The sequence below is a fragment of the Nonomuraea purpurea genome, assembly GCF_042650645.1.
Lineage (GTDB): Bacteria > Actinomycetota > Actinomycetes > Streptosporangiales > Streptosporangiaceae > Nonomuraea > Nonomuraea purpurea.
Map to the genome: position 1 here is coordinate 75,346 of NZ_JBHSBI010000039.1, position 18,787 is coordinate 94,132.

13 protein-coding genes are annotated in these 18,787 nt (G+C 70.8%); 6 read left to right on the plus strand and 7 right to left on the minus strand.

What is annotated here, in order from left to right:
* Positions 1 to 75 precede the first annotated feature (75 nt).
* Positions 76 to 981 carry a hypothetical protein gene (locus tag ACFOY2_RS47945; protein ID WP_379534837.1) on the minus strand — a complete coding sequence of 302 codons (906 nt, stop codon included), beginning with the start codon at positions 979 to 981 and terminating at the stop codon, positions 76 to 78.
* Between the two features lie 134 nt (positions 982 to 1,115).
* Positions 1,116 to 2,015 carry a CHRD domain-containing protein gene (locus ACFOY2_RS47950; protein WP_379534838.1) on the minus strand — a complete coding sequence of 300 codons (900 nt, stop codon included), beginning with the start codon at positions 2,013 to 2,015 and terminating at the stop codon, positions 1,116 to 1,118.
* Between the two features lie 153 nt (positions 2,016 to 2,168).
* Here ACFOY2_RS47950 and ACFOY2_RS47955 point away from each other — a divergent pair, with 153 nt between their 5' ends.
* From ACFOY2_RS47955 to ACFOY2_RS47970, 4 genes are all read left to right on the plus strand, one after another.
* The gene (locus tag ACFOY2_RS47955; RefSeq protein WP_379534839.1) at positions 2,169 to 2,522 is read left to right on the plus strand and encodes a GntR family transcriptional regulator; all 354 of its coding nucleotides are present in this window, start codon (positions 2,169 to 2,171) and stop codon (positions 2,520 to 2,522) included.
* The gene (locus ACFOY2_RS47960; RefSeq protein WP_379534840.1) at positions 2,522 to 3,517 is read left to right on the plus strand and encodes a hypothetical protein; all 996 of its coding nucleotides are present in this window, start codon (positions 2,522 to 2,524) and stop codon (positions 3,515 to 3,517) included. The genes ACFOY2_RS47955 and ACFOY2_RS47960 overlap by 1 nt, the downstream gene beginning before the upstream one ends.
* A gap of 98 nt (positions 3,518 to 3,615) precedes the next feature.
* Positions 3,616 to 4,551: a class A beta-lactamase gene (bla, locus tag ACFOY2_RS47965; protein ID WP_379534841.1), complete on the plus strand. Its 936-nt coding sequence runs from the start codon at positions 3,616 to 3,618 to the stop codon at positions 4,549 to 4,551.
* A gap of 104 nt (positions 4,552 to 4,655) precedes the next feature.
* Entirely contained in the window at positions 4,656 to 5,054 is a 399-nt protein-coding gene (locus tag ACFOY2_RS47970; protein ID WP_379534842.1) for a RidA family protein, read from the plus strand.
* Positions 5,055 to 5,070: 16 nt separating this feature from the next.
* Here ACFOY2_RS47970 and ACFOY2_RS47975 read toward each other — a convergent pair whose 3' ends face one another.
* The 4 genes from ACFOY2_RS47975 to ACFOY2_RS47990 all read right to left on the minus strand — a co-directional run bounded on the left by ACFOY2_RS47975 (position 5,071) and on the right by ACFOY2_RS47990 (position 11,253).
* Positions 5,071 to 5,508, minus strand: a complete 438-nt coding sequence (locus ACFOY2_RS47975) for a VOC family protein (RefSeq protein ID WP_379534843.1) — start codon at positions 5,506 to 5,508, stop codon at positions 5,071 to 5,073.
* A gap of 88 nt (positions 5,509 to 5,596) precedes the next feature.
* Positions 5,597 to 8,716, minus strand: a complete 3,120-nt coding sequence (locus tag ACFOY2_RS47980) for a S8 family serine peptidase (protein WP_379534844.1) — start codon at positions 8,714 to 8,716, stop codon at positions 5,597 to 5,599.
* Between the two features lie 93 nt (positions 8,717 to 8,809).
* A complete protein-coding gene (locus tag ACFOY2_RS47985; RefSeq protein WP_379534845.1) occupies positions 8,810 to 10,006 on the minus strand; it encodes a hypothetical protein in 1,197 nt (398 codons plus the stop codon).
* Positions 10,007 to 10,155: 149 nt separating this feature from the next.
* Positions 10,156 to 11,253, minus strand: a complete 1,098-nt coding sequence (locus ACFOY2_RS47990; RefSeq protein WP_379534846.1) for a HesA/MoeB/ThiF family protein — start codon at positions 11,251 to 11,253, stop codon at positions 10,156 to 10,158.
* A gap of 125 nt (positions 11,254 to 11,378) precedes the next feature.
* Between ACFOY2_RS47990 and ACFOY2_RS47995 the strand changes: the two genes are divergently transcribed.
* Positions 11,379 to 14,591, plus strand: coding sequence for an AfsR/SARP family transcriptional regulator (locus ACFOY2_RS47995; RefSeq protein WP_379534847.1), 3,213 nt, complete (start codon positions 11,379 to 11,381; stop codon positions 14,589 to 14,591).
* Positions 14,592 to 14,599: 8 nt separating this feature from the next.
* Here the strand turns inward: ACFOY2_RS47995 and ACFOY2_RS48000 are convergent, their stop codons facing one another.
* Positions 14,600 to 15,967, minus strand: coding sequence for a phospholipid carrier-dependent glycosyltransferase (locus ACFOY2_RS48000; protein WP_379534848.1), 1,368 nt, complete (start codon positions 15,965 to 15,967; stop codon positions 14,600 to 14,602).
* A 296-nt stretch (positions 15,968 to 16,263) separates the two neighbouring features.
* Between ACFOY2_RS48000 and ACFOY2_RS48005 the strand changes: the two genes are divergently transcribed.
* A complete protein-coding gene (locus ACFOY2_RS48005) occupies positions 16,264 to 18,756 on the plus strand; it encodes a caspase family protein (RefSeq protein ID WP_379534849.1) in 2,493 nt (830 codons plus the stop codon).
* The last annotated feature ends 31 nt before the right edge of the window (positions 18,757 to 18,787 follow it).

Here is an 18,787-nt window from a genome sequence, read left to right on the forward strand (position 1 = left end):
GCCGAACGGCCGGCGCCGCCGACAATCGAATAAAGCCGACGGCCTGACCGGCCAGGATGAGCATGGGATGCAAGATCAGTATATCGGATCGCAGGCGCGACGCCGGTACACCCGCGTCAGGACCAGCAGGACGGCGGCCCCCGTGACGATGGCGACGCCGTGCTCGGTCACGGCCACCCAGCGGTGCTCGACCGGCTGGTACATCCCCGGCAGGAGCAGCCAGAGCAGCTTCCATCCTCCCCAGGAGAACAGCGACCCGGACGCGACGAACCCCAGGGCCATGGGCAGCCACACCCGTCCCCGTCCGCTCCCCCACCGGCCGAGCGTCCACATGCTCCAGGCGCCGGCCACCGCCCACAGCGCGCTGTTGGCCACGAGGAGCCGGGCGTTCACGTCCCACAGGGCCTCGGCCGCCGGGTCCAGCCCGGCGGTCCCGCCCGCGGCCCAGTAAACCCACAGCGCGCCGAGTGCCGTCAGCGGCAGCAGGATCCAGGCGGTACGGGCGTCCGCTCTGTCCCGGCCCACCCGCCCCGTGAAGGCGTGCGGCCACCGTTCCCGCAGGAAGAGCGGCAAGCCCACGACCAGCGCCACCGCCATCGCGGCGAATCCCACCCCGATCAACACCGTCTCCCACGCCGGCATGGAGGCATCGTCCGCGGGCTCGGGCGCGCTGGGCGCCAGAACGCCGCTGGCGACCATGAACGGCAGCATCGACACCAGGAAACCGCCGGCGATCCAGCAGGCCGGCAGCACCAGCCAGGTCGGCGACCGCGTCCCCCATGACTGGGCCAGCGCCAGCCCCAACGCGCCGCCGACCAGGGCCATCACCACCGTGACCGCGTTCAGCAGCACCCAGTCGGAGGTGCCGTGAAACAGTTCGAGGGCGATCCAGACGAGCTTGACCAGCAGATAGAGGGACATCGCCCCCGCCGCCGTGAATCCGGCGGCGCGGCGCAGCAGGACGAGCCGGTGCATGTTCATGGTCACGAGCCTCGCGACCGCGTCCGTGCCCGGCCACCCCCGCGAGGGGCAGGCGTCTCCCCCGTCAGGGGGAGTGCCCGCACCCTGCGCTGGTTCCTGACCGGCGGAAGACGTCCAGGAGTTCGGCGGAACTTCTACCAATCGCCCCGGTAGAGCTGACCGCGTACCGCACCGCCGGGGAACTTGGCGTTGTGCAGGTTCGCGTACCAGTTCTTGGGGTTCTTCCAGATGCGGCCCGCCACGGCGGCGGAGGTCTTGGCGCTGCCCGCCAGGCCGGTGACGCTGGGCGGCAGACCGCCCTTGGCCTCGAAGAAGGGCACGACGACGGGCCCGTTCTTGCCCTTCGGCGCCCGGTGGATGTGCGCGGCGGTCGGCGCGTTGATCTTCTTCCACGCGGCGGCGAACCACACGCGTTCGCCCTCCGGCTGCACCAGCCACGCGGCGCGGCCGTTGTCGTCGCCGACCTTCGTGCCGGGCGCCGGGATCTCCTGCCGCCCGTCTGCGCGCGCGGTCAGCGTGCGGCCGAACCCGTGCGCCAGCACCGTCTCCATGGACACCGGCCGGACGCGCTGCAGTTGGGCCCGTACGGCGCCGCCGCCGAACTCGGTGTTGTGCAGGTTGGCGTACCAGTTCTGGGGGTTGTTGAGAATGCGGCCGAGCAGGTCGCGGTCCTTGACGATGACCGTGCCCTTGACGGCGTGGAGTTGGGCGGGCAGCGCCGTGGTGATGAACGGGATCTTGACCTCGCCGTTCTCGCCGGCCGCGCCCCGGTGGATGTGGAACCCGCTCGGGGCGTTCACGTTCTGCCATCGGACGGCGTAGTCGACCCGTTCCCCGTGGATGCGGAACACGGCGAGCGCGTTCCCGTCCTTGTCACCGACCTTCATGCCGGGGGCGGCGACTTCGTTCGCGCCCTTGAGAGAGGCGGCCAGGTATACGGGTGTGCTCGACTGAGCGGCGGCGGGGGTCACAGAGGTGGCGATCACAGCCGTGGCGACGGCCAGGCCGGGAAGAGCGAGGGTGCGCTTGTTCATGGTCGGCCCTTTCAGCTTTCGGTTGCTCATCGGAGGTACGGGCCGCGTCATGAGCCGGGTTCAACCGGGATTGATCAGTCTTGCCGCGACCATCTGGCCGACGGCGAAAACAAGGATCTTGCAAAACTTGCATTGTTCTATCATGATTAGAACATGCTCTTCCGAGTGGACCCCAGCAGCAGCACACCGCTCAGCGACCAGATCGCCGGATGCGTCCGCCGAGGGATCGCCGACGGCCTGCTGAGCCGAGGGGACCGGTTGCCCGCGGGGCGGGAGCTGGCCTCCTCACTGGGCGTCAACATGCACACCGTGCTGCGCGCGTACGCCGATCTGCGCGACGAAGGGCTGATCGAGCTGCGGCCGGGGCGGGGCGCGACGGTCACCGGGGCGAACCCCGCCGACCAGGCGCGCCTGGTGGAAACCGTTCGAGAGCTCGTCGCCACCGCCCGCCGCGCGGGTGTGGGCCGCGACGAGCTCATGACGTTGGTGGACAAGGAGTTCGCGTGATGCGGAAGATTCGCTGGTTGATCGGGATGTCCGTGCCGCCCGCGGTGTTGGGCGGGACCCTGCTGACGATGCTGGCCTGGCGGGACAGACTGCCCACCGAACTGCCCAACCGGGGAGGGGTGGACGGGCGGCCTATTGTCTCCACCATCACCATCGAAGGGCTGGCCGGCGGGATGCTCAGCGCCCCTGCACTGCTCTGGGTGGCGGGGGTGGTGGCGTTCGTACTGGTCGGACGGCTTCCGGCCGCACCTGCCCACTGGTTGCGGGCCACCATCCAGGTGGCGGTCACCGCGGTCAGCGCTGCGCTGAGCACCGCGCTGCTGGTCATCCTGCACGCGGCGCTCGACGCCCGCACCGCCGCCGAGGCCGGCATGCCCTCGACGGCGGCCATGATCGGGCTCGTCCCGCTGGCCTTCCTGGCCGGTGTGCTGGTCGCGGCTCTCCTGGCCGGCCGCCGCTCCCCCGCCGGCCGCGCGATCGGCGCCCCCGGCCCCGACGCGACGCGCCTGCCCCTGGCCGGCCAGGAGAAGGTCGCCTGGCAGGAACGTCGCGTCCACCGGGTCGTCGACGTGGCCGTGGCCGCTCTGGCGCTGTCCGGGGCCGCCACGACTGCCATGCTGGTCATGACCGCGGGCTCGCCGGGATGGGCCGGCGCCGTCAGCGTGATCGTCCCCGTCGCGTTGCTGCCGATGCGTTCGTACCGGCTGACCATCGACGAGCGGGCGGTGCGGGTCACGATCGGCCCGATCAGCCGGGAGGTGGCGCTCGACAGCGTGCGGCGAGCCGACGCGGTCGACGTCGACGCGAGCGAGTGGCTGCTGAAGGGCGTTCTGCACGGCGCCAGGGCGGGCATGGTGCTCCTGCCCGGGCCCGCGCTGGCGTTGCGCCTGGCCGACGGCTCGGACTTCCTGATCTCCTGCCGCGACGTCACGACCGCCGCCGGCCTGATCAACAGCATGCGTGATCGTCAGGCCGCCGGACCAGCACTGATATAGAAAACGATATCGCTCGATTGCCGATATCGGTATTAGACAGCACGTGATCGTATCTGCTTTGCTCCTGCTCTCCGACAGACGATGAGCAAGGACCTGACATGCGACACCTCCGCCCCCGCCGCCTCGCCGCGGTGCTGCCCGCGGCCGCCCTGGCGGCCTCCCTCCTGTCCGGTGCGGGCACGGCCTCGGCGGCGGCCGTCCCCGCGCTCGCGGTCGCGGTTTCGGCCGAGGCCCAGGTCAAGAAGGAGTTGCGGGCGCTGGAGGCGTCCTTCAAGGGGCGCATCGGCGCGTACGCCATCGACACCGCGACCGGGAAGACGGTGACGTACCGGGCGGGCGAGCGCTTCCCGATGTTGTCCACGTTCAAGGCGCCCCTGTGCGCGGCCGTGCTGAACAGGGCGCGCACCTCCGAACCCGGTCTGATGGACAGGCTCGTCAAGTGGACGGCCGCCGACATGAAGCCGAACTCGCCGGTCACCGAGAAGCACCTCAAGGACGGGCTGACGGTCTCCCAGTTGTGCTCGGCGGCCATCACCGTGAGCGACGGCACCGCGTCCAACCTGCTGCTCAAGCTGATCGGCGGGCCCGCCGGGCTGACCGCGTACTTCCGTACGCTGAAGGACCCGGTCTCCCGGATGGACCGCTGGCACCCGGAGCTCAACGACTGGACCCCCAAGGACAAGCGCGACACCACCACACCCACGGCCATCGCCCGCGACCTGCGCGTGCTCGCGACCGGGACGGCGCTGCACGCCAAGGACCGGGAGCAGTTCGTCGCGTGGCTGCTGGCGAACACGACCGGGGCGGAACGCATCCGCGCCGGCCTGCCCAAGACCTGGACGATCGCCGACAGGACCGGCACCAACTCCGACGGCTTCGGCGGCGGGAACGCCATCGCCGTCATCTGGCCCGCCAAGGGCGCCGCGCCCATCGTCATGGCCGTCTACACCAACCGCACCCCCGGTCTGCCCACCGACAACGCGACCATCGCGAAGACGGCCACCGTCCTGGCCCGGGGGCTCGGCAAGCTCTGAAAACCATTGGACGCCCGCCGCCACGTCCACTAGGAACGCCTAGTGACCGAGCTTGTCGAGGTCATCAGTAAGCAAGGAAACATGGGCCCGACGAAGGAGGGTTTATGACTATTGAACTCATCAGAAGCGACAAGCTCACCGACCAGGTCGACTACGCCTACGCCGCGCTTGCGCGAGGGCCGCTGCGCGCGGTGTTCACCGCCGGGGCGTGCCCGCTGGACGCCGAGGGCCGTACGGTCGCCGTGGGCGACTACGCGGGCCAGGCCGAGCAGGTCATGCGCAATCTGGCGACCGCGCTGGAGGCGGCGGGCGCGTCCTTGACCGACGTCGTGAAGACCACCGTGTACGTGGCCTCGTCGAACCAGTCGGACCTGGTCGCGGCCTGGGACGTCGTGCGGGCCCATTTCGGCGACCACGACGCCCCCAGCACTCTGCTCGGCGTGGCCGTGCTCGGGTATGACGAGCAGTTGGTGGAGGTGGAGGCCGTCGCCGTCATGCGGTGAAGCGCGTGACGGTCGCTCAGCGCGGCGGCGAGGACGCCCTGCCTGTGGTGGCCAGGATGTCGAGGTAGTGCGGGTTGTACATCAGGCCCAGGATGTTGCCCCAGGGGTCGATCACCGAGGCGGTGATGAAGCCCTCGCCGCGGTCGCGGGGCTCGTCGTGCGGTTTGGCGCCCAGGGCGATGAGCCGCTCGAGGGCCGAGGGAACGTCGTCCACCTGCCACAGCACCAGGGCGCCGGCCGGTCCGACGGTGTCGGGGGCCGGGGTCCTGGCCAGCTCGCCGCCGGCGTGCTTGCTGTGCACGAAGCCCAGTTCGTGCAGGTAGTCGCCGATGCGGAACTCCATGTAGTCCGGCGTGTCGAAGTACGGCGCGACGCCCAGCACCTCGGTGTACCAACCTTTGGCGGCCTCCAGGTCGCAGGCGTAGAAGCAGACGGTAGAGACTCCACGCAGCATGGTGTCTTCTCCTTTTCTGATCGGGTGATTGAAACCATCCTCCCGTTCAAAGTGCTCATCAATTGAGCACTTTGAACGGGAGAGTGCGTCAGCCGACGGCGTAGGCGCGCGTGATCGTCTGCGTGGTGCGCTCACCTGCCGTGGAGGTCACCGTGGCGCGCAGGGAGACGAACCCCGGCGTACCCGGGTTGGCGATCCGCGCGGTCCACCCCGAGGACGCGGGATGCACCGGGACCGCCCGCCAGGTCTCGCCGTCGTCGAAGGACGCCTCCAGCCGCACGGACCGCACCGAGGCCGCGCGCGAGCCGGGGTTGCGCTCGATCCAGAGGGGCACCTTGGTGGTGGTTCCCGGCTTGGCGCGGTTGGCGGCGTCGAGCCCGGCGGGGGCGTAACGCACCGCCGTCAGCGGGAGCGGCTGCTCCTGTGACGTGTTCGCCGACTCGAACGTCCAGAGCGACTCCACCGCTGTGGACAGTGTGGCGTTCCTGCGTGCCGAGGCTCGCAGCGTGTAGACGGCGGCGTCCGAGGGCACCCTCGCCGACAACAGGCACGTGTCCTGACTGTCGAGAGAGCAGCCGGCCAGGTCGGTCTCGGCGAGCTTCTCCTCCCCCTTGGACAGGGTGAGCGCGCCGGTGACCGAGGCGTCGGTGCCGGTCCGCCCGGCCACGCCGTCGGTGAAGAGCCGCGCGGCGGAGAAGGTCAGGTCGTCCCCGGTACGGCTGCCGCCGGAGGTGGCGAACGCCGGGCCGGTCACCGCGGCGTTCCACATCTCGTTGTGGGATCGCGCTTTGAGATACCGGTCGCTGCCGACGAGCGTGGCGGTGCCCGTCCTGAACTCCGTGTCCCAGGTGAATCCCGGGGACCGGTAGCTGGTCAGGGTGCCGGGCAGGTCGACGTCGGGAGTCGGTGTCAGGAACGGCCAGGTGAACCCGGGGAAGATCGTCCCCAGGAGCACCGTGGCCTTGGCGGCCGTGCCGGGCCCCCGATTGGTCGCGGTCACCTTGACGAGATCGCTCGTTCGCGCGTCGTAGGCGGGGTCGTCCGGGATTCCGTCCGTGTGGTAGTCGACGAGGTCATAACGGTAGGGGCTGGGTGCGGCGTCCTTCTTGTGCCAGACGGTCTTGGTCATGTACCGCAGCCCGGGCTGGCGTACGGGAAGCACGAAGAAGGCCTTGTCGGGGCTCGCTGACACGTCCAGCCATCCGAAGCTCCACGAGCCGTTGCTCAGGTTGAGCTCCAGCGTGCTGTCGGCCACGGCCGTCGGCTCGTCCACGGAGAAGCGGATCTGCTTGCCCAGGCGCGCGTCCAGCACCAGGTCCTCGTCACCGTCGATCTTCAGCGGAACATGCGCGGTCGTGGACCCTGACCCCTCGAACAGGTCCGCGTAGACGTTCCACTCGCCCTTGGGCAGCCGGGTCCTGACCTCGCCGTCCTTGAAGAACAGGCCGTGGCGTGCGCCGGTCTCCAGGTTGTAGATCTCGCCGAAGGCGACGGAGGGCCGGCCGTCCCTGGCGATGGCGGTGATGGTCACGTCATAGGACTCCGGTTCGACGTACGCGCCGGCCAGCGTCCTGATGACGGTCTCGCCCGATCTGGCGGTGACCGTGCCCGGGTAGTCGCCCGGGCCCCTGTCCTTGGCGTCGATCACGAGGGCGACCGAGGCCTGGCCACCGGCGGGCACCTCCAGCCGCCGGACCGGCAGCTTCAGCGTCTCGCCTTCGGCCGTGAGGTCCAGGGTGACGGGGGCGTCGCCGGCGTTGGTGTAGGTGATGGACGTGGTCGTCTCCCGCTCACCCGAGCCGTTCCAGGGGAAGTCGGCCCACACATTGCCCGGCTGCGCCGTGACGGGCTGGGCCAGCGCGCGGACCAGATCCACCCGTCCGGCGCCCTGCTCGAACGGCGTGGTGTCCCCCGTGGGCTTGGCCGAGCCGATCAATGCCGCCTTGAGCTGCTGCCCGGTCCACTCGGGGTGGCGCTGGGCGAGGATCGCGGCGGCTCCCGCCACGTGCGGGGCGGCCATCGAGGTGCCGTTGTAGGCGACGTAGGGGCCGTCGGCCGTGCCCTTGGCCGCCGCGGCCACGATGCCCACACCGGGCGCGGTGACGTCGGGCTTGATCGCGTGGTCGTCGGCCCGCGGCCCCGTGCTGGAGAACCCCGCGACCTGGTCCTCCCGGTCCACGGCGCCCACGGTCAGAGCCGCGTCGGCGCTGCCGGGGCTGCTCACGGTGCCGGCGCCGCCGTTGTTGCCCGCGGAGATCACGAACAGCGCGCCGGTCTGCGCCGACAGCGTGTTCACCGCCTCTTCCAGGGGGTCGAGCCCCAGACCGTCAGGGCCGCCGATGCTCATGTTGACGACCTTGGCCTTGACCTCGGCGGCGGCCCATTCCATGCCTGCCAGCAGGGCCGAGTCCCTGATCCCTGTGTCGTCTCCCACCTTGCCGACGGCGATCCCGGCGTCCGGCGCCACACCCCGGTACTTCTGCCCGGCGCCGGCGATGATGGAGGCGACGTGGGTGCCGTGGCCGAGGTTGTCGCTGGTGTCCGGGGCGTCGGAGAAGTTCCGTGCTTGCCGTACCACGCCCTTGAGGTCGGGATGGTCGGGGTCGTACCCGGAGTCGAGGACGGCCACCGTGACGCCCTCGCCGGTCATGCCCTGCTTCCACGCCTCGGTGGCGCCGATCTGCTTGACGCTCTGGTCGAGGGAGAAGGAGCGGCGGCCGTCCAGCCAGAGCTTGGTCTTCGCGCTCCGCGATCCGCTGGTCAGCTCCTTCCAGGTCTGCGCGGTGCCGGCTTTGGGGATGCGCAGGGCGGTCATGCCCAGCTTGGGAAGCCGGCGGTCCTGCCGCGCCGCCCGGGGCGCGGGGCCTTGAGCGATCACCGGGATCTCCGCCGTGTCCGCGTCGCCGTAGCGCCACTGCAGGAGCTGGGTGACGTCGAACAGCCGCTCGTCCAGTACGCCCCGCGCCACCAGGGGCAACGCGTCGGAGGGGACGACGAGGAGATGGCCGTCGCGGCGTTGCGTGGCGAAGCGCACCTGCCTGCCCTGCCCCGGTTCCACCCGGTAACCCTGGCCCGTGACGATCACGCGGTCGCCGGTCACCAGGGTCACACTGCCTGTTTCCCGCGCGGCGTGCTCCGGCTCATGAACCGCCGTGATGCCGAGCGTTCCTGCCAGCATCGCGGCCATCAGGGCGCTGCCTAAGGTCATGCCTACCTCTCAACCCGAAGAGAAGGATCAACGTTCTTCCTACTCTTGGACGGAGAGGCGGCCGGCCTTACAAGCGACAGGCCGACGCTCCCCTCACAGGAGGTCGCCGGCCCTGCGCAGGCGGCGCTCGCGGAGGGCGAGCAGCGGCGGCAGGCCGAGCTGCACGGTGATGTACACGGCCACGGCGAGCGCCTCCCAGAAGCCCGGCGAGCCGATCGAGCCGCCGCCGAGCTGGGCCAGGCCCCAGCTTCCCAGCGAGAGGGCAAGCGGCAGCACGCCCGTGAAGAAGATCCAGACCATGACGGCGATCCCGGCGACGTACGGCACCGCGAACCACCGGGCGACCTGGCGATCGCGCGCGCTCATCTCGGACAGCTCGGCAGCCTCGTCCTGGGTGAGCCGCAACAGCTTGGCCTTGGCGGTCAGCCAGGTCGTCCGGTAGAGGTTGTGGCAGCGCAGCGCGTTGGCGAGCAGGGCGTAGGAGTCGCTGCGCAGCGGCAGGGCGGCCCACTGCCAGATGATGCCGAAGATCTGGGAGAGCACCACGGCGGCGAGGAAATCGTCGAGAGGGCCGGGCGGTTCGAGCAGCCGCAGCCCGAGCGCGGTGGCCAGGACCACGGTGTCGATGGCCATTCCGGCCAGGTAGACCCCGTGGCGGCGGTTGCGCGGCACCGTGACGATCTGGGTGAGATCGGTCTCGTAGACGACGTATATGCCCCGATAGCTGACCCGGAAGATCGCCGGCACGCCGATCGCCCGCCCCGCGAGCCAGTGCCACACCTCGTGCAGGGCGCCGAACACGATGCCGAACACCAGCCAGCTCAACGCGGACAGGCCGGGGCTGGGCAGGAACCAGGCGTCCTCCCAGGAGGGGCGCAGCTCGGGCTGGAACAGCAGGAGGGCGACGGCGAAGAGCGCGGCGGCCGCGTAAAACGACCAGGCGGCACGCCCGAACAGCCGGGCCGCCGTTCGAGGACTGACCCCTTCGATCCATTTGATCCGCCCGCGTTCTTCGCCTGCCTCGGCCGGCGGGTCGAGCAGCCCCGCGGCGGTGAGCCCGTCGACGAAGTCCGCGCCGTCCACCGGCTCTCCCGCGACCTCGCCGGCGCGCGCGGCGGCCTCGTCGAGCGAGCCGGTCTCCTGGAGCGCGGTGACGAAGACCGCCCCCGGCTCCGGCACCGTGACGAAAATGCCCAGTTCGGGGCGGCCGAGAATCCATGCCTCGCCGTCGAAGGCGACCGTCAGCCGGGCGGCCCGCTCGCGCAGCTCCTCATCCAGGGACGTGGCCATTGTTCTCTCCAGGGTCGGCATGAAGCGGGGAAGGCCGCACCCCGATCGTTCAGACAGGAGTGCGGCCCTCGGCCAGGTTTCTCAGGAATCCTGGGCGTTCTGCGTGAGACGAGTGTTCTCGACGCGCTTGATCTCGATCTTCACAGTGATCACCTCCTTCCACATACCGCACAGTTGGGGTCGCGTGGCCACTCGGCCTGACTCGTCGCACAGCCGTGCGCGAAGTCGATGTCGAGTGGCCGACCGGCGTACGCCGGTGGCTCGAATCCGGTCAGATAGCGCAGCACCTCGAAGGCGCCGAATGCCCCCAGCAGGCCGGCGACCGGCCCGATCCCCCGGTTGGGCTGCGGCCTGGTGAGGAGGAGGCGCGTGGCGGCGATGGCGTCGGCGATGGCCGGATCGTCGGGGTCGGGGAAGTCGGCCGGGTTCGAGGGGTCGGCCGGTTGGCAGGCGCGGCACGCGCTGACGCCCGGGTTCACCGACCAGACCGTGCCGGTGGTGACCGACATGCCGCCACGGACGAACGGCACACCTTGGCGTACGCACGCCTCGTTGACCCACAGGTCGATCGACTTGGGCCGGTCGATGCCCGAGGCCACCACGTCGGGCCGGACCCGGCGGATCAGCTCGACGAGCTGTTCCGGTCCTGCGATGTCGGCCTCGACCCACTCGACCTGGATGGCCGGGTCGAAGGCACGCACCCACGCCGCGGCGCGCTCGACCTTGCGCTCACCGAGGTCGTCCGCGCGGTAGAGATACTGGCGGGCGAAGTTGCGCGACTCCACCGTGTCGCGGTCGAGCAGCGTCATCGCGCCGACCCCGAGCCCCGCCAGGTGCGGGATGGTGTTGGAGTTGAGGCCCCCGGTGCCGAGCACCAGGACGTGTGATTCACGCAGGCGGCGCTGCAGGTCCTCGCGGCTGCGCTCGAGGGTGGCGAACGACTCGAAGAAGGCCAGGTTGCTGAAGTACCGTTCGGTGTCGGCGGGCTCCAGCCGGTCGAGGCGGTCGCCGTCCTCCAGCAGCCGCTCGGCGTCGAAGGCCGCGACGGCGCCCCGCACGTCGGCCTCGTCCAGCGACAGTTCCTCCGCGAGTTCGGCGACGGTCCTGCCGCCTTCACCGAGAAGGCCGATAAGCTTTTCCACCGTCCCGTCGGGGTCGGCCAGAATCAACTGGTCGCGTGGGTCGTAAACCAGCCGCAGCTCATCCCCGACCCGCTCCCAGGCCATGCCTTTGAGTCGTGGCCTCATCGGCGCATCAGCCAATCTCTGAGATGGGATTTGGCAACACCGTGGCAGCCGCGCGCATGGATCCCGCATGGATCTTGCATGGAAAGTGATCCTTTGGGAGGGGGGAATGGGCTACCGTCTGATCGATGTCTTCCGCTTCTGTCCGGTTCCTCCTCCTCGGCCCTATGGAGGTCGTCGTCGACGGCCGGGCCGTCCATCTGACCGGAAGGCAGCGCACCCTGCTCGAAGCCCTGCTCCTGGACGCCGGTCGCGTGGTGTCCGTGGAACGGCTGGCCGACCGCCTCTGGGGAGATGACCTGCCGGCCTCCGCCCCGGCACGGCTGCGCGCGCTTATCACGGAGCTGCGGCGGGCGCTCGATCCCCATGGGCGGGAGGTCATCCTCACCCAGAGCCCGGGCTACCTGGTCCGCGCGGGAGCGGCCGAGGTCGACGCCGAGGAGTTCGCCTCTTTGACGGAAAGCGCGCGGCGGGCGACGGAGGACGGCCGGCACCCGGACGCGTTGGACCTGTACGACCGGGCCCTCGCGCTGTGGCGCGGCGACCCCTTCGCCGATCTGAACGGCCCCGCCGCCCAGGTCGAGCGAATCCGGCTCGAGGAGCTCAGGTGCGAGGCGGCCGAGAGCCGTGCGGCGGCGCTGCTGGAGACGGGGCGCGGGCGGGCGGCCATCCCCGAACTGACACGGTTGCTCGCCGAGCAGCCGCTGCGAGAGCGGCCGCACGCCCTGCTCATGCGAGCGCTCCGCGACGACGGCCGGCTCGCCGACGCCCTGGAGGCGTACCGGGAGTTCCGTGCCCGGCTCGTACACGATCTCGGCGTGGAGCCGAGCGCCGATCTGCAGCGGCTGCACCAGCGCATGCTCGAGGAGGGACCGGCGGCCGAAACCGCCGCGCCCGCGGCACCGGTTCCACGTCAGCTGCCGCCCTCGAGCGACCGCTTCGTGGGTCGCGCGGTCGAGCTCCGGTGTCTGGACGCCGACCGGGTGACGCTCGTGGTCGGCCCCGCCGGCGTGGGGAAGACCGCGCTGGCGGTTCATTGGGCGCATCGCGCGAGCGAACGGTTCCCTGACGGGCAGTTGTTCCTCGACATGCGGGGTTTCGACCAGCGGGAGCCGATGTCGTTGTCCGAGGCGCTGCAGCTGCTGTTACAGGGCTTCGGCGTGGCGGCGAAGGACATACCGGTCGAGTTGGACGCCCAGATCGCCCTCTACCGCTCGTTCCTGGCTGGACGGCGCGTGCTGGTGGTTCTGGACGACGTCGCCGAGCCGGAGCAGGTACGCGCGTTGCTGCCCGGGGACCCCGGATGCCGGGCCATCGTGACGAGCCGCAACCGGCTGGGGAGCCTGGTGGCCCTGAACGGAGTCGAGCGCCTCACGCTGGACGTGCCGGACCGCGAGGAGACGCACCAACTGCTCGCCCAGGGCATCGGCGCGGACCGCCTGCTCCGGGAGCCCGACGCCACGGAGGAGCTCATGGCGCTCTGCGGCCGGCTGCCGCTGGCGCTGGCCATCGCGGCGTCCTGGATCGGCGACCACGAGCACCGGATGATCGCCCATTACGTCCGCCAGCTCGCCGAGCGGGGACGGCTGGTGAGCCTACGCGTGGAGGGCCACGAAAGCATCGCCGTGCAGGCGGCCCTCGACCTGTCGCACAGGGCGCTGCGGCCTGCGGCGCAGCGGATGTTCCGCCTGCTCGGCGCGGCGACGGGCGGCGGCATCTCCTCGGCGGCGGCCGCCGCCCTGGCGGGAACGAGCCGTGAGAACGCGCAGGACCTTCTCGGTGCCGTGGCGCGGATCCACCTGATCGAGGAGACCGGCCCGCACCGTTTCACCGCTCATGACCTGGTGCTGGAGTACGCCGCGCAACGCAGCCTCGGGGAGGACTCGGCGACCGAGCGGCAGGCGGCCGTCCGGCGGCTTCTCGACTACTACCTGCGCACGGTCACCAACGCGATCGACCGGGCCGGATTCGAAGCCCCGCAGCTCGCCTGCGATCAGGCTCGGCCGGAGGTGACCCCGACGGCCTTCGCCGCCGCGGCGGACGCGCTCGACTGGCTCGACACCGAGTGGGACAACCTCGTGGCCGCCGTGTCACACGCGGCCGCGCACGGGCCGCGGCCGTATGCGTGGCTCCTGGTGGAGGCCATGAAAGACGTCCTGCACCACCGGCGCACACGTGGGGATTGGCTGCGTCTGGCGGAGATCGCGCTTGCCGCCGCCGAGAACGAACGGGACCTCAGGGGGCAGGCCGCGATGTGCTACTCGATCGGGCTGGCCCGATGGCGCATGGCCGACCTCAAGAACGCCATGCATCACTATGAACGCGCGCTGCTGCTGTCCCGCCGGGCCTCATGGCTCCAGGGGGAGGCCATGGCGCTCCAAGGCAGCGGCGTGGTGCTCAAACAACTGGGAGAGCCCGGCAAAGCCATCCCCCGATATCGGCGGGCCGTGGAGATCCATCACACGCTGGGGTCCAGGCGCGGCGAAGCGCGCGGGCTGAACAACCTGGCCTCGGCCTACATCATGCTCGCCCGGCTGAAGCGCGCCGAGGAGTGCCTGCGGGCCTGCCTGCCCTTGACCGGGGAGTCCGGCGACAGGCATCTGCGGACGCTCGCCCTGGTCAATCTCGCCCTCGTCCACCAGAAACAGGCTCACCTCCCCGAGGCCGTGCAAACCCTCGACGAGGCGCTGGCCTCGGCCCAGGCCGCCGGTTTGCGCTACGCCGAAGCTGTCACCTACGAGACGTTCGGCTGGGCGCATCATGACGCCGGCCGTTACGAGCAGGCGATCGACGCCTTCGGCCGGGGCCTGGCCATCGCCGAAGAGGTCGAGAACCGGCGGTGCCAGATCGCTTCGCTGGCCGGCATGGCGGGAGCGGAGCTGGAACTCGGCAGAGCGGACACCGCGCTCGCCCGCCTCGACGCCGCGCTGGAACTGGCCGAGAACACCGGCACGGACCTGGATCAGGTGCTGCTGGGCCGCGCGGAGTTCCACTTCCGCCAGGGTCAGTACAAAGACGCGCGTAACGAGGCGGACCGGTCGCTGAAACTGGCGCTCACGTCCAATCCCCTGAACCTGCCGCGGCTGCACGCTCTGCTCGCCGACATCCACCTGGCGGTGGGCGAGGGCAAGCAGTGCGTCCAGGCGTGCGAGCAGGCTCTGGAGCTCGCTCGGCGTTCCGGGCAGCGGCTGGAGTACGCACGCGTCCTGGTGACGCTTGGCCATGCCCTGGAAGGGAACGAGGAGGCCCTGGGCCATTGGGAACGGGCCCACGAGTTGTTCACGGCCATCGGCGCACCGGAGCGGTCGAGGACCGCGGCGTTGCTGGGCCGGTCCTCGTGAACCTCACCTCACCCGGCATCCTTACGGAACCCATGCAGGGTGAGCGCGGCGGCCACGCAGGCGAGCGGGATGGCGGGCAGCACGTAGCGGTGGTCGAAGTCCAGCGCGGCCACCGGCCCGATGAGCAGGAACACGGCGAACGACCACGGCAGCGGCACGAGACGGCGGCGCGACACCGCGCCCACCCCGCCCACCAGCAGCAGGACGCCGAAAAGGGTGCCGTGGAGGAACCACGGATACGGGTAGGCGGCCAGGATCGAGGCGAACGGCTCCACGGAGCGCATGCCACGGATGTCCGGGTCGTATTCGTTGCGTACCTTGTCGATGAGGGCGTGTCCCGTGGGAAGCGGCCACTGGCCGGTCGTGAAGGCCGTGGACGGGCTCATCCGCTTCGGGTGGGCGACGGGCTCCCAGGTGAAGGCGAGCGCGGTGTCCGCGGCGACCTCGCGCAGGTAGTCGAGGGGCTGGGCGGCGATGGCGTTGAGCGCGAACGACCTGGCCAGGTCGTTGTGGGCGAATCGGTCGCCGGGCAGGCGGTTGAGTGAGGTCCGGGGGTCCCAGACGTACTCGGAGGCGGCGTCCAGGACGGCGCCGTTCGGGCAGAGCACGGCCTGCCGCGCGGGCGGCCTGATGATCGAGCAGTCGGCGAACGTCATCGTCCTGGCCCACAGAGCGACGCCGTCGGAGCCGCTCAGCGCGAACCTGCCGTGGTGCTGGGCGTACCAGCCGGCGTAGGCGAGCAGCGGCAGCGCGCCCGCCACGGTCAGGGCGACGGCCTGCCGCCACGATGCCCGCAGCAGCAGGAACAGGACGGCCAGCCCGATCAGCGGCACGGTCGCGGTGCGGGTCAGCCCGGCCAGGGCCAGGATGAGGCCGGCCGCCGCGGCCGCCCGCGTCGACACCTCGCGCCGCCACATCAGCACGAGCAGCGCCGCCACGATGAGGAAGATGACCTGCAGGTCCGACAGCACGGCGTGTTCCAGCCGGACGAACGCGGGGTCGAACAGCACCGGCGCCGCCGCCAGTGCCGCACCCCAGCCGGGCAGCGACTGGCGGCGCAGCAGCAGGTAGATCAGCACGCCGACGCCGAGGCCCATCACGTGCTGGACTCCCACGACCACTTCCACGCTGTGGAAGGGCCGCAGCGCCCACAGGAACCACGAGTAGCCCGCAGGGTGGAAGGCGCCCTGCGGTTTCATGTGCACGGCCGTGTCCAGGTAGGTGAAGGAGTCGTACCAGTAGAGCCGCGCCGTGTCGTACCCCAGCATGACCAGCACGCGCAGCGCCGCGGCGAGCGCCAGCACGCATGCGAACAGCCCGTGACCGTCCAATGAGCCGGGGCGTTCCAGACGCGGCTCGGCAAGCGTGATCGCCATGGCCTTCTCCCCCGGAAAGAGCCGGGCGGATCCCGGCCGCAGGGGCGTCAGTTCAGCGGCTCACCCATAACCTGGACGTCACCGATTGTGGTTATCCGGGCGTTATGCCGGCCGGAGGATGATCTTCCCGTGGACCTCGCGGCGCTCCAGCGCGCGGTGCGCCGCCCCGGCCGTGTCAGCGGTCGTTCAACGCGCATCCTTCCAAGATCAGGAATTTCGTAGGGGCGAACACCCCTGACGCGCGTGGGCTTCGGCCCTAAAATGCGTTCGACGCTCTCTGTTTCGGGGGTGGCACCGTGAGTGAGACGACCCGGTTGCGCGTGCGGGTGATCGACGCCGCCGCCGACCCGCAGGAGCTGGACGAGGCCACGGCGCGGCTGCGCGCCGAGCTGCTCGATCTGGACGTGGTGGTGAGCGCGGCCGAGGCCGGCCAGGCACCCGAGGGCACGCGGGCGGTGTTGTCGTTCACGCTGGGCGGCCTGGTGGTCGCGCTGGCCGGCACCGAGTTACTCGGCGCGATCGTGAACGCGATCACCGCCTGGCTGACCCGCAACCGGCACCGGTCGGTCAAGCTCGACATCGAGGGCGACGTGCTGGAGCTGACCGGCATCCGCTCCGACGAGCAGCGCGAACTCGTCGAGGTGTGGCTGCGCCGCCGCCAGGGTGAGCCGTCCCCGCAGGCGGGCAGGCGCATGGCGCTGATCGTGGCCAACGACGAATACCGCGACCCCGGCCTGCGGCGGCTGCGCGCGCCCGCGCTCGACGCCGAGGCGCTGGCAAGGGTGCTGGGTGATGAGGGGATCGGCGGGTTCGACGTCCGTACGATGCTCAACGAGTCCACCGCCGTGATCAACGAGGCCGTGGAGGAGTTCTTCGCCGACCGGCACCCCGACGACCTGCTCCTGCTGCACTTCTCCGGCCACGGCGTCAAGGACGACAGCGGCGAGCTGTACTTCGCCACCCCCAGCACCAAGCTCAACAGGCTCGGCGCCACCGCCGTCGCCGCCGAGTTCGTCAACCGCCGCATGAACCGCAGCCGGTGCCGCCGCATCGTGCTGCTGCTCGACTGCTGCTACGCGGGCGCGTTCGCGCGCGGCGCCATGCCACGCGCGGGCACTGACCTGCACGTCGAGGATCAGTTCGGCGGGCGCGGGCGGGTCGTCATCACCGCCTCCAACGCCCTGGAGTACGCCTTCGACGGGCCCGACCTCGCCGACACCCGCGACACCTCGCCGTCGGTGTTCACCAGCGCGCTGGTCGAAGGGCTGGAGACGGGCGAGGCCGACCGCGACCAGGACGGCTACGTGGGCATCCACGAGCTGTACGACTACGTCTTCGACCGGGTCAGGACCGTCACGCCCAACCAGACGCCGGGCAAGTGGACGTTCGACGTCCAGGGCGACCTCGTCATCGCGCGGCGCGGTCGTCCGGTCGATCGGCCCGCCCCGCTCCCGCCCGAGTTGCAGGAGGCGATCGACCACCCCATCGCCACGATCAGGGCGGGAACGGTGGACGAGCTGGCCAGGCTGCGGCGCAGCAGGCACGCCGGCCTCGCCCTTGCGGCCCGGCTCGCCCTGGAGGGGTTGGCCGACGACGACAGCCGCATGGTCTCGGCCGCGGCCACCCGCGCGCTCGGCACCGACGCCCCCGCCCCTGACCCCGCCCTCCCCCTCTCCCCGCCACCACCCGCCGACCCCACGCCCAGGCCCGCCCCGCTCGCCACCCCTCAAACCTCCATCCCGTCACCGCTCGCCACCCCTCAAACCTCCATCCCGTCACCGCTCGCCGTCTCTCAGCCCGCCGCCCCAGCACCGGCCCCCATCACGGAAGCCGCCGCCCCTCATCCCACCTCCGACTCCGCGCAGACACCTTCCGAGGAAGCGCCCCTGCCCGCAGCGGGGCCGCCCGCGATCCGAGCATGGTCGGCCTGGACCGCCCGGACGATGCGCGCCGTGGCCCTCATCTCAGCCCTGGTCCTGACGTTCACCACCCCGCAGGGCCTCTTCTTCGCCGACAGGTTCTCGTCAGTCCAAGGCGACTACGTGCTCTGGCCGTGGGCGCTCATCGCGGCGACGCTGGCGCTCGGCCTGCTGCCGGACGGCCGCGCCCGCCAGGCGACGCTCGGCGCGGCAGCCGGTCTGGCAGTACTCCACCTGGGCGTGTTCGTGTACCTCATCGACCACATGGGCGAGAGGGTCGGGCTGATCGTCAGCGCGGTGGTGTGCGCGCTGGTCCTGCTGACCGTGCTCGTGGAACTGGCCCTGGCGGAGGACGGTTGGTGGCGGGCGGTCTGGGCCGGCGCGGGCGCGCTCACGCTCGTGGTGATCTTCGTCAACATCCGTTACGCCTCGGACGTCGACGAGGACCCCGGCGAGACCGTCCCCTGGATCGTGGTCTTCTCGCTCGCCGTGGTCCTGGCCGTCGCGCTCATCGCCCGGACGGTCCTGCTGGTCAGAGCGGGCCGGGGGCGGGCGAAGATCGTGCTGAACGCGGCGGCCGCGCTCCTCCTCGCCGTGGCCGTCTGCAGCCTCTACGCCACCGGGTCGTCTGACTACGACGAGATCCCCATCTCCATGCCCGCCCTGCTGGTGCTGCTCCTGGTGACCGCCCAGGCCGTACGGGACCGACCGGAACTGCTGGCCGCCGCGCAGTTCGCGGTCATCGCCGGGTTCCTGCACGGTTTCCCGACGCGGGTGCCCCAGACGGCGTTCGTGGTGCTGATGTTCGCCGCGGCGGCCTGCGCGGTCGCGGGTTTCATGCTCGCCTCCCGCGCCAGGCCCCGCACATGACTCAGCATGATGCCGACCTCCTCGGAATCGA

Excerpts from the sequence above, each read along its gene's own strand:
- bla (WP_379534841.1), top strand. The coding sequence starts at position 3,616 with ATGCGACACCTCCGCCCCCGCCGCCTCGCCGCGGTGCTGCCCGCGGCC.
- ACFOY2_RS47990 (WP_379534846.1), bottom strand. The coding sequence starts at position 11,253 with ATGAGGCCACGACTCAAAGGCATGGCCTGGGAGCGGGTCGGGGATGAG.
- ACFOY2_RS47950 (WP_379534838.1), bottom strand. The coding sequence starts at position 2,015 with ATGAACAAGCGCACCCTCGCTCTTCCCGGCCTGGCCGTCGCCACGGCT.
- ACFOY2_RS47945 (WP_379534837.1), bottom strand. The coding sequence starts at position 981 with ATGAACATGCACCGGCTCGTCCTGCTGCGCCGCGCCGCCGGATTCACG.
- ACFOY2_RS47970 (WP_379534842.1), top strand. The coding sequence starts at position 4,656 with ATGACTATTGAACTCATCAGAAGCGACAAGCTCACCGACCAGGTCGAC.
- ACFOY2_RS47955 (WP_379534839.1), top strand. The coding sequence starts at position 2,169 with ATGCTCTTCCGAGTGGACCCCAGCAGCAGCACACCGCTCAGCGACCAG.
- ACFOY2_RS47985 (WP_379534845.1), bottom strand. The coding sequence starts at position 10,006 with ATGGCCACGTCCCTGGATGAGGAGCTGCGCGAGCGGGCCGCCCGGCTG.
- ACFOY2_RS47980 (WP_379534844.1), bottom strand. The coding sequence starts at position 8,716 with ATGACCTTAGGCAGCGCCCTGATGGCCGCGATGCTGGCAGGAACGCTC.
- ACFOY2_RS47960 (WP_379534840.1), top strand. The coding sequence starts at position 2,522 with ATGCGGAAGATTCGCTGGTTGATCGGGATGTCCGTGCCGCCCGCGGTG.
- ACFOY2_RS48000 (WP_379534848.1), bottom strand. The coding sequence starts at position 15,967 with ATGGCGATCACGCTTGCCGAGCCGCGTCTGGAACGCCCCGGCTCATTG.
- ACFOY2_RS47995 (WP_379534847.1), top strand. The coding sequence starts at position 11,379 with ATGTCTTCCGCTTCTGTCCGGTTCCTCCTCCTCGGCCCTATGGAGGTC.
- ACFOY2_RS47975 (WP_379534843.1), bottom strand. The coding sequence starts at position 5,508 with ATGCTGCGTGGAGTCTCTACCGTCTGCTTCTACGCCTGCGACCTGGAG.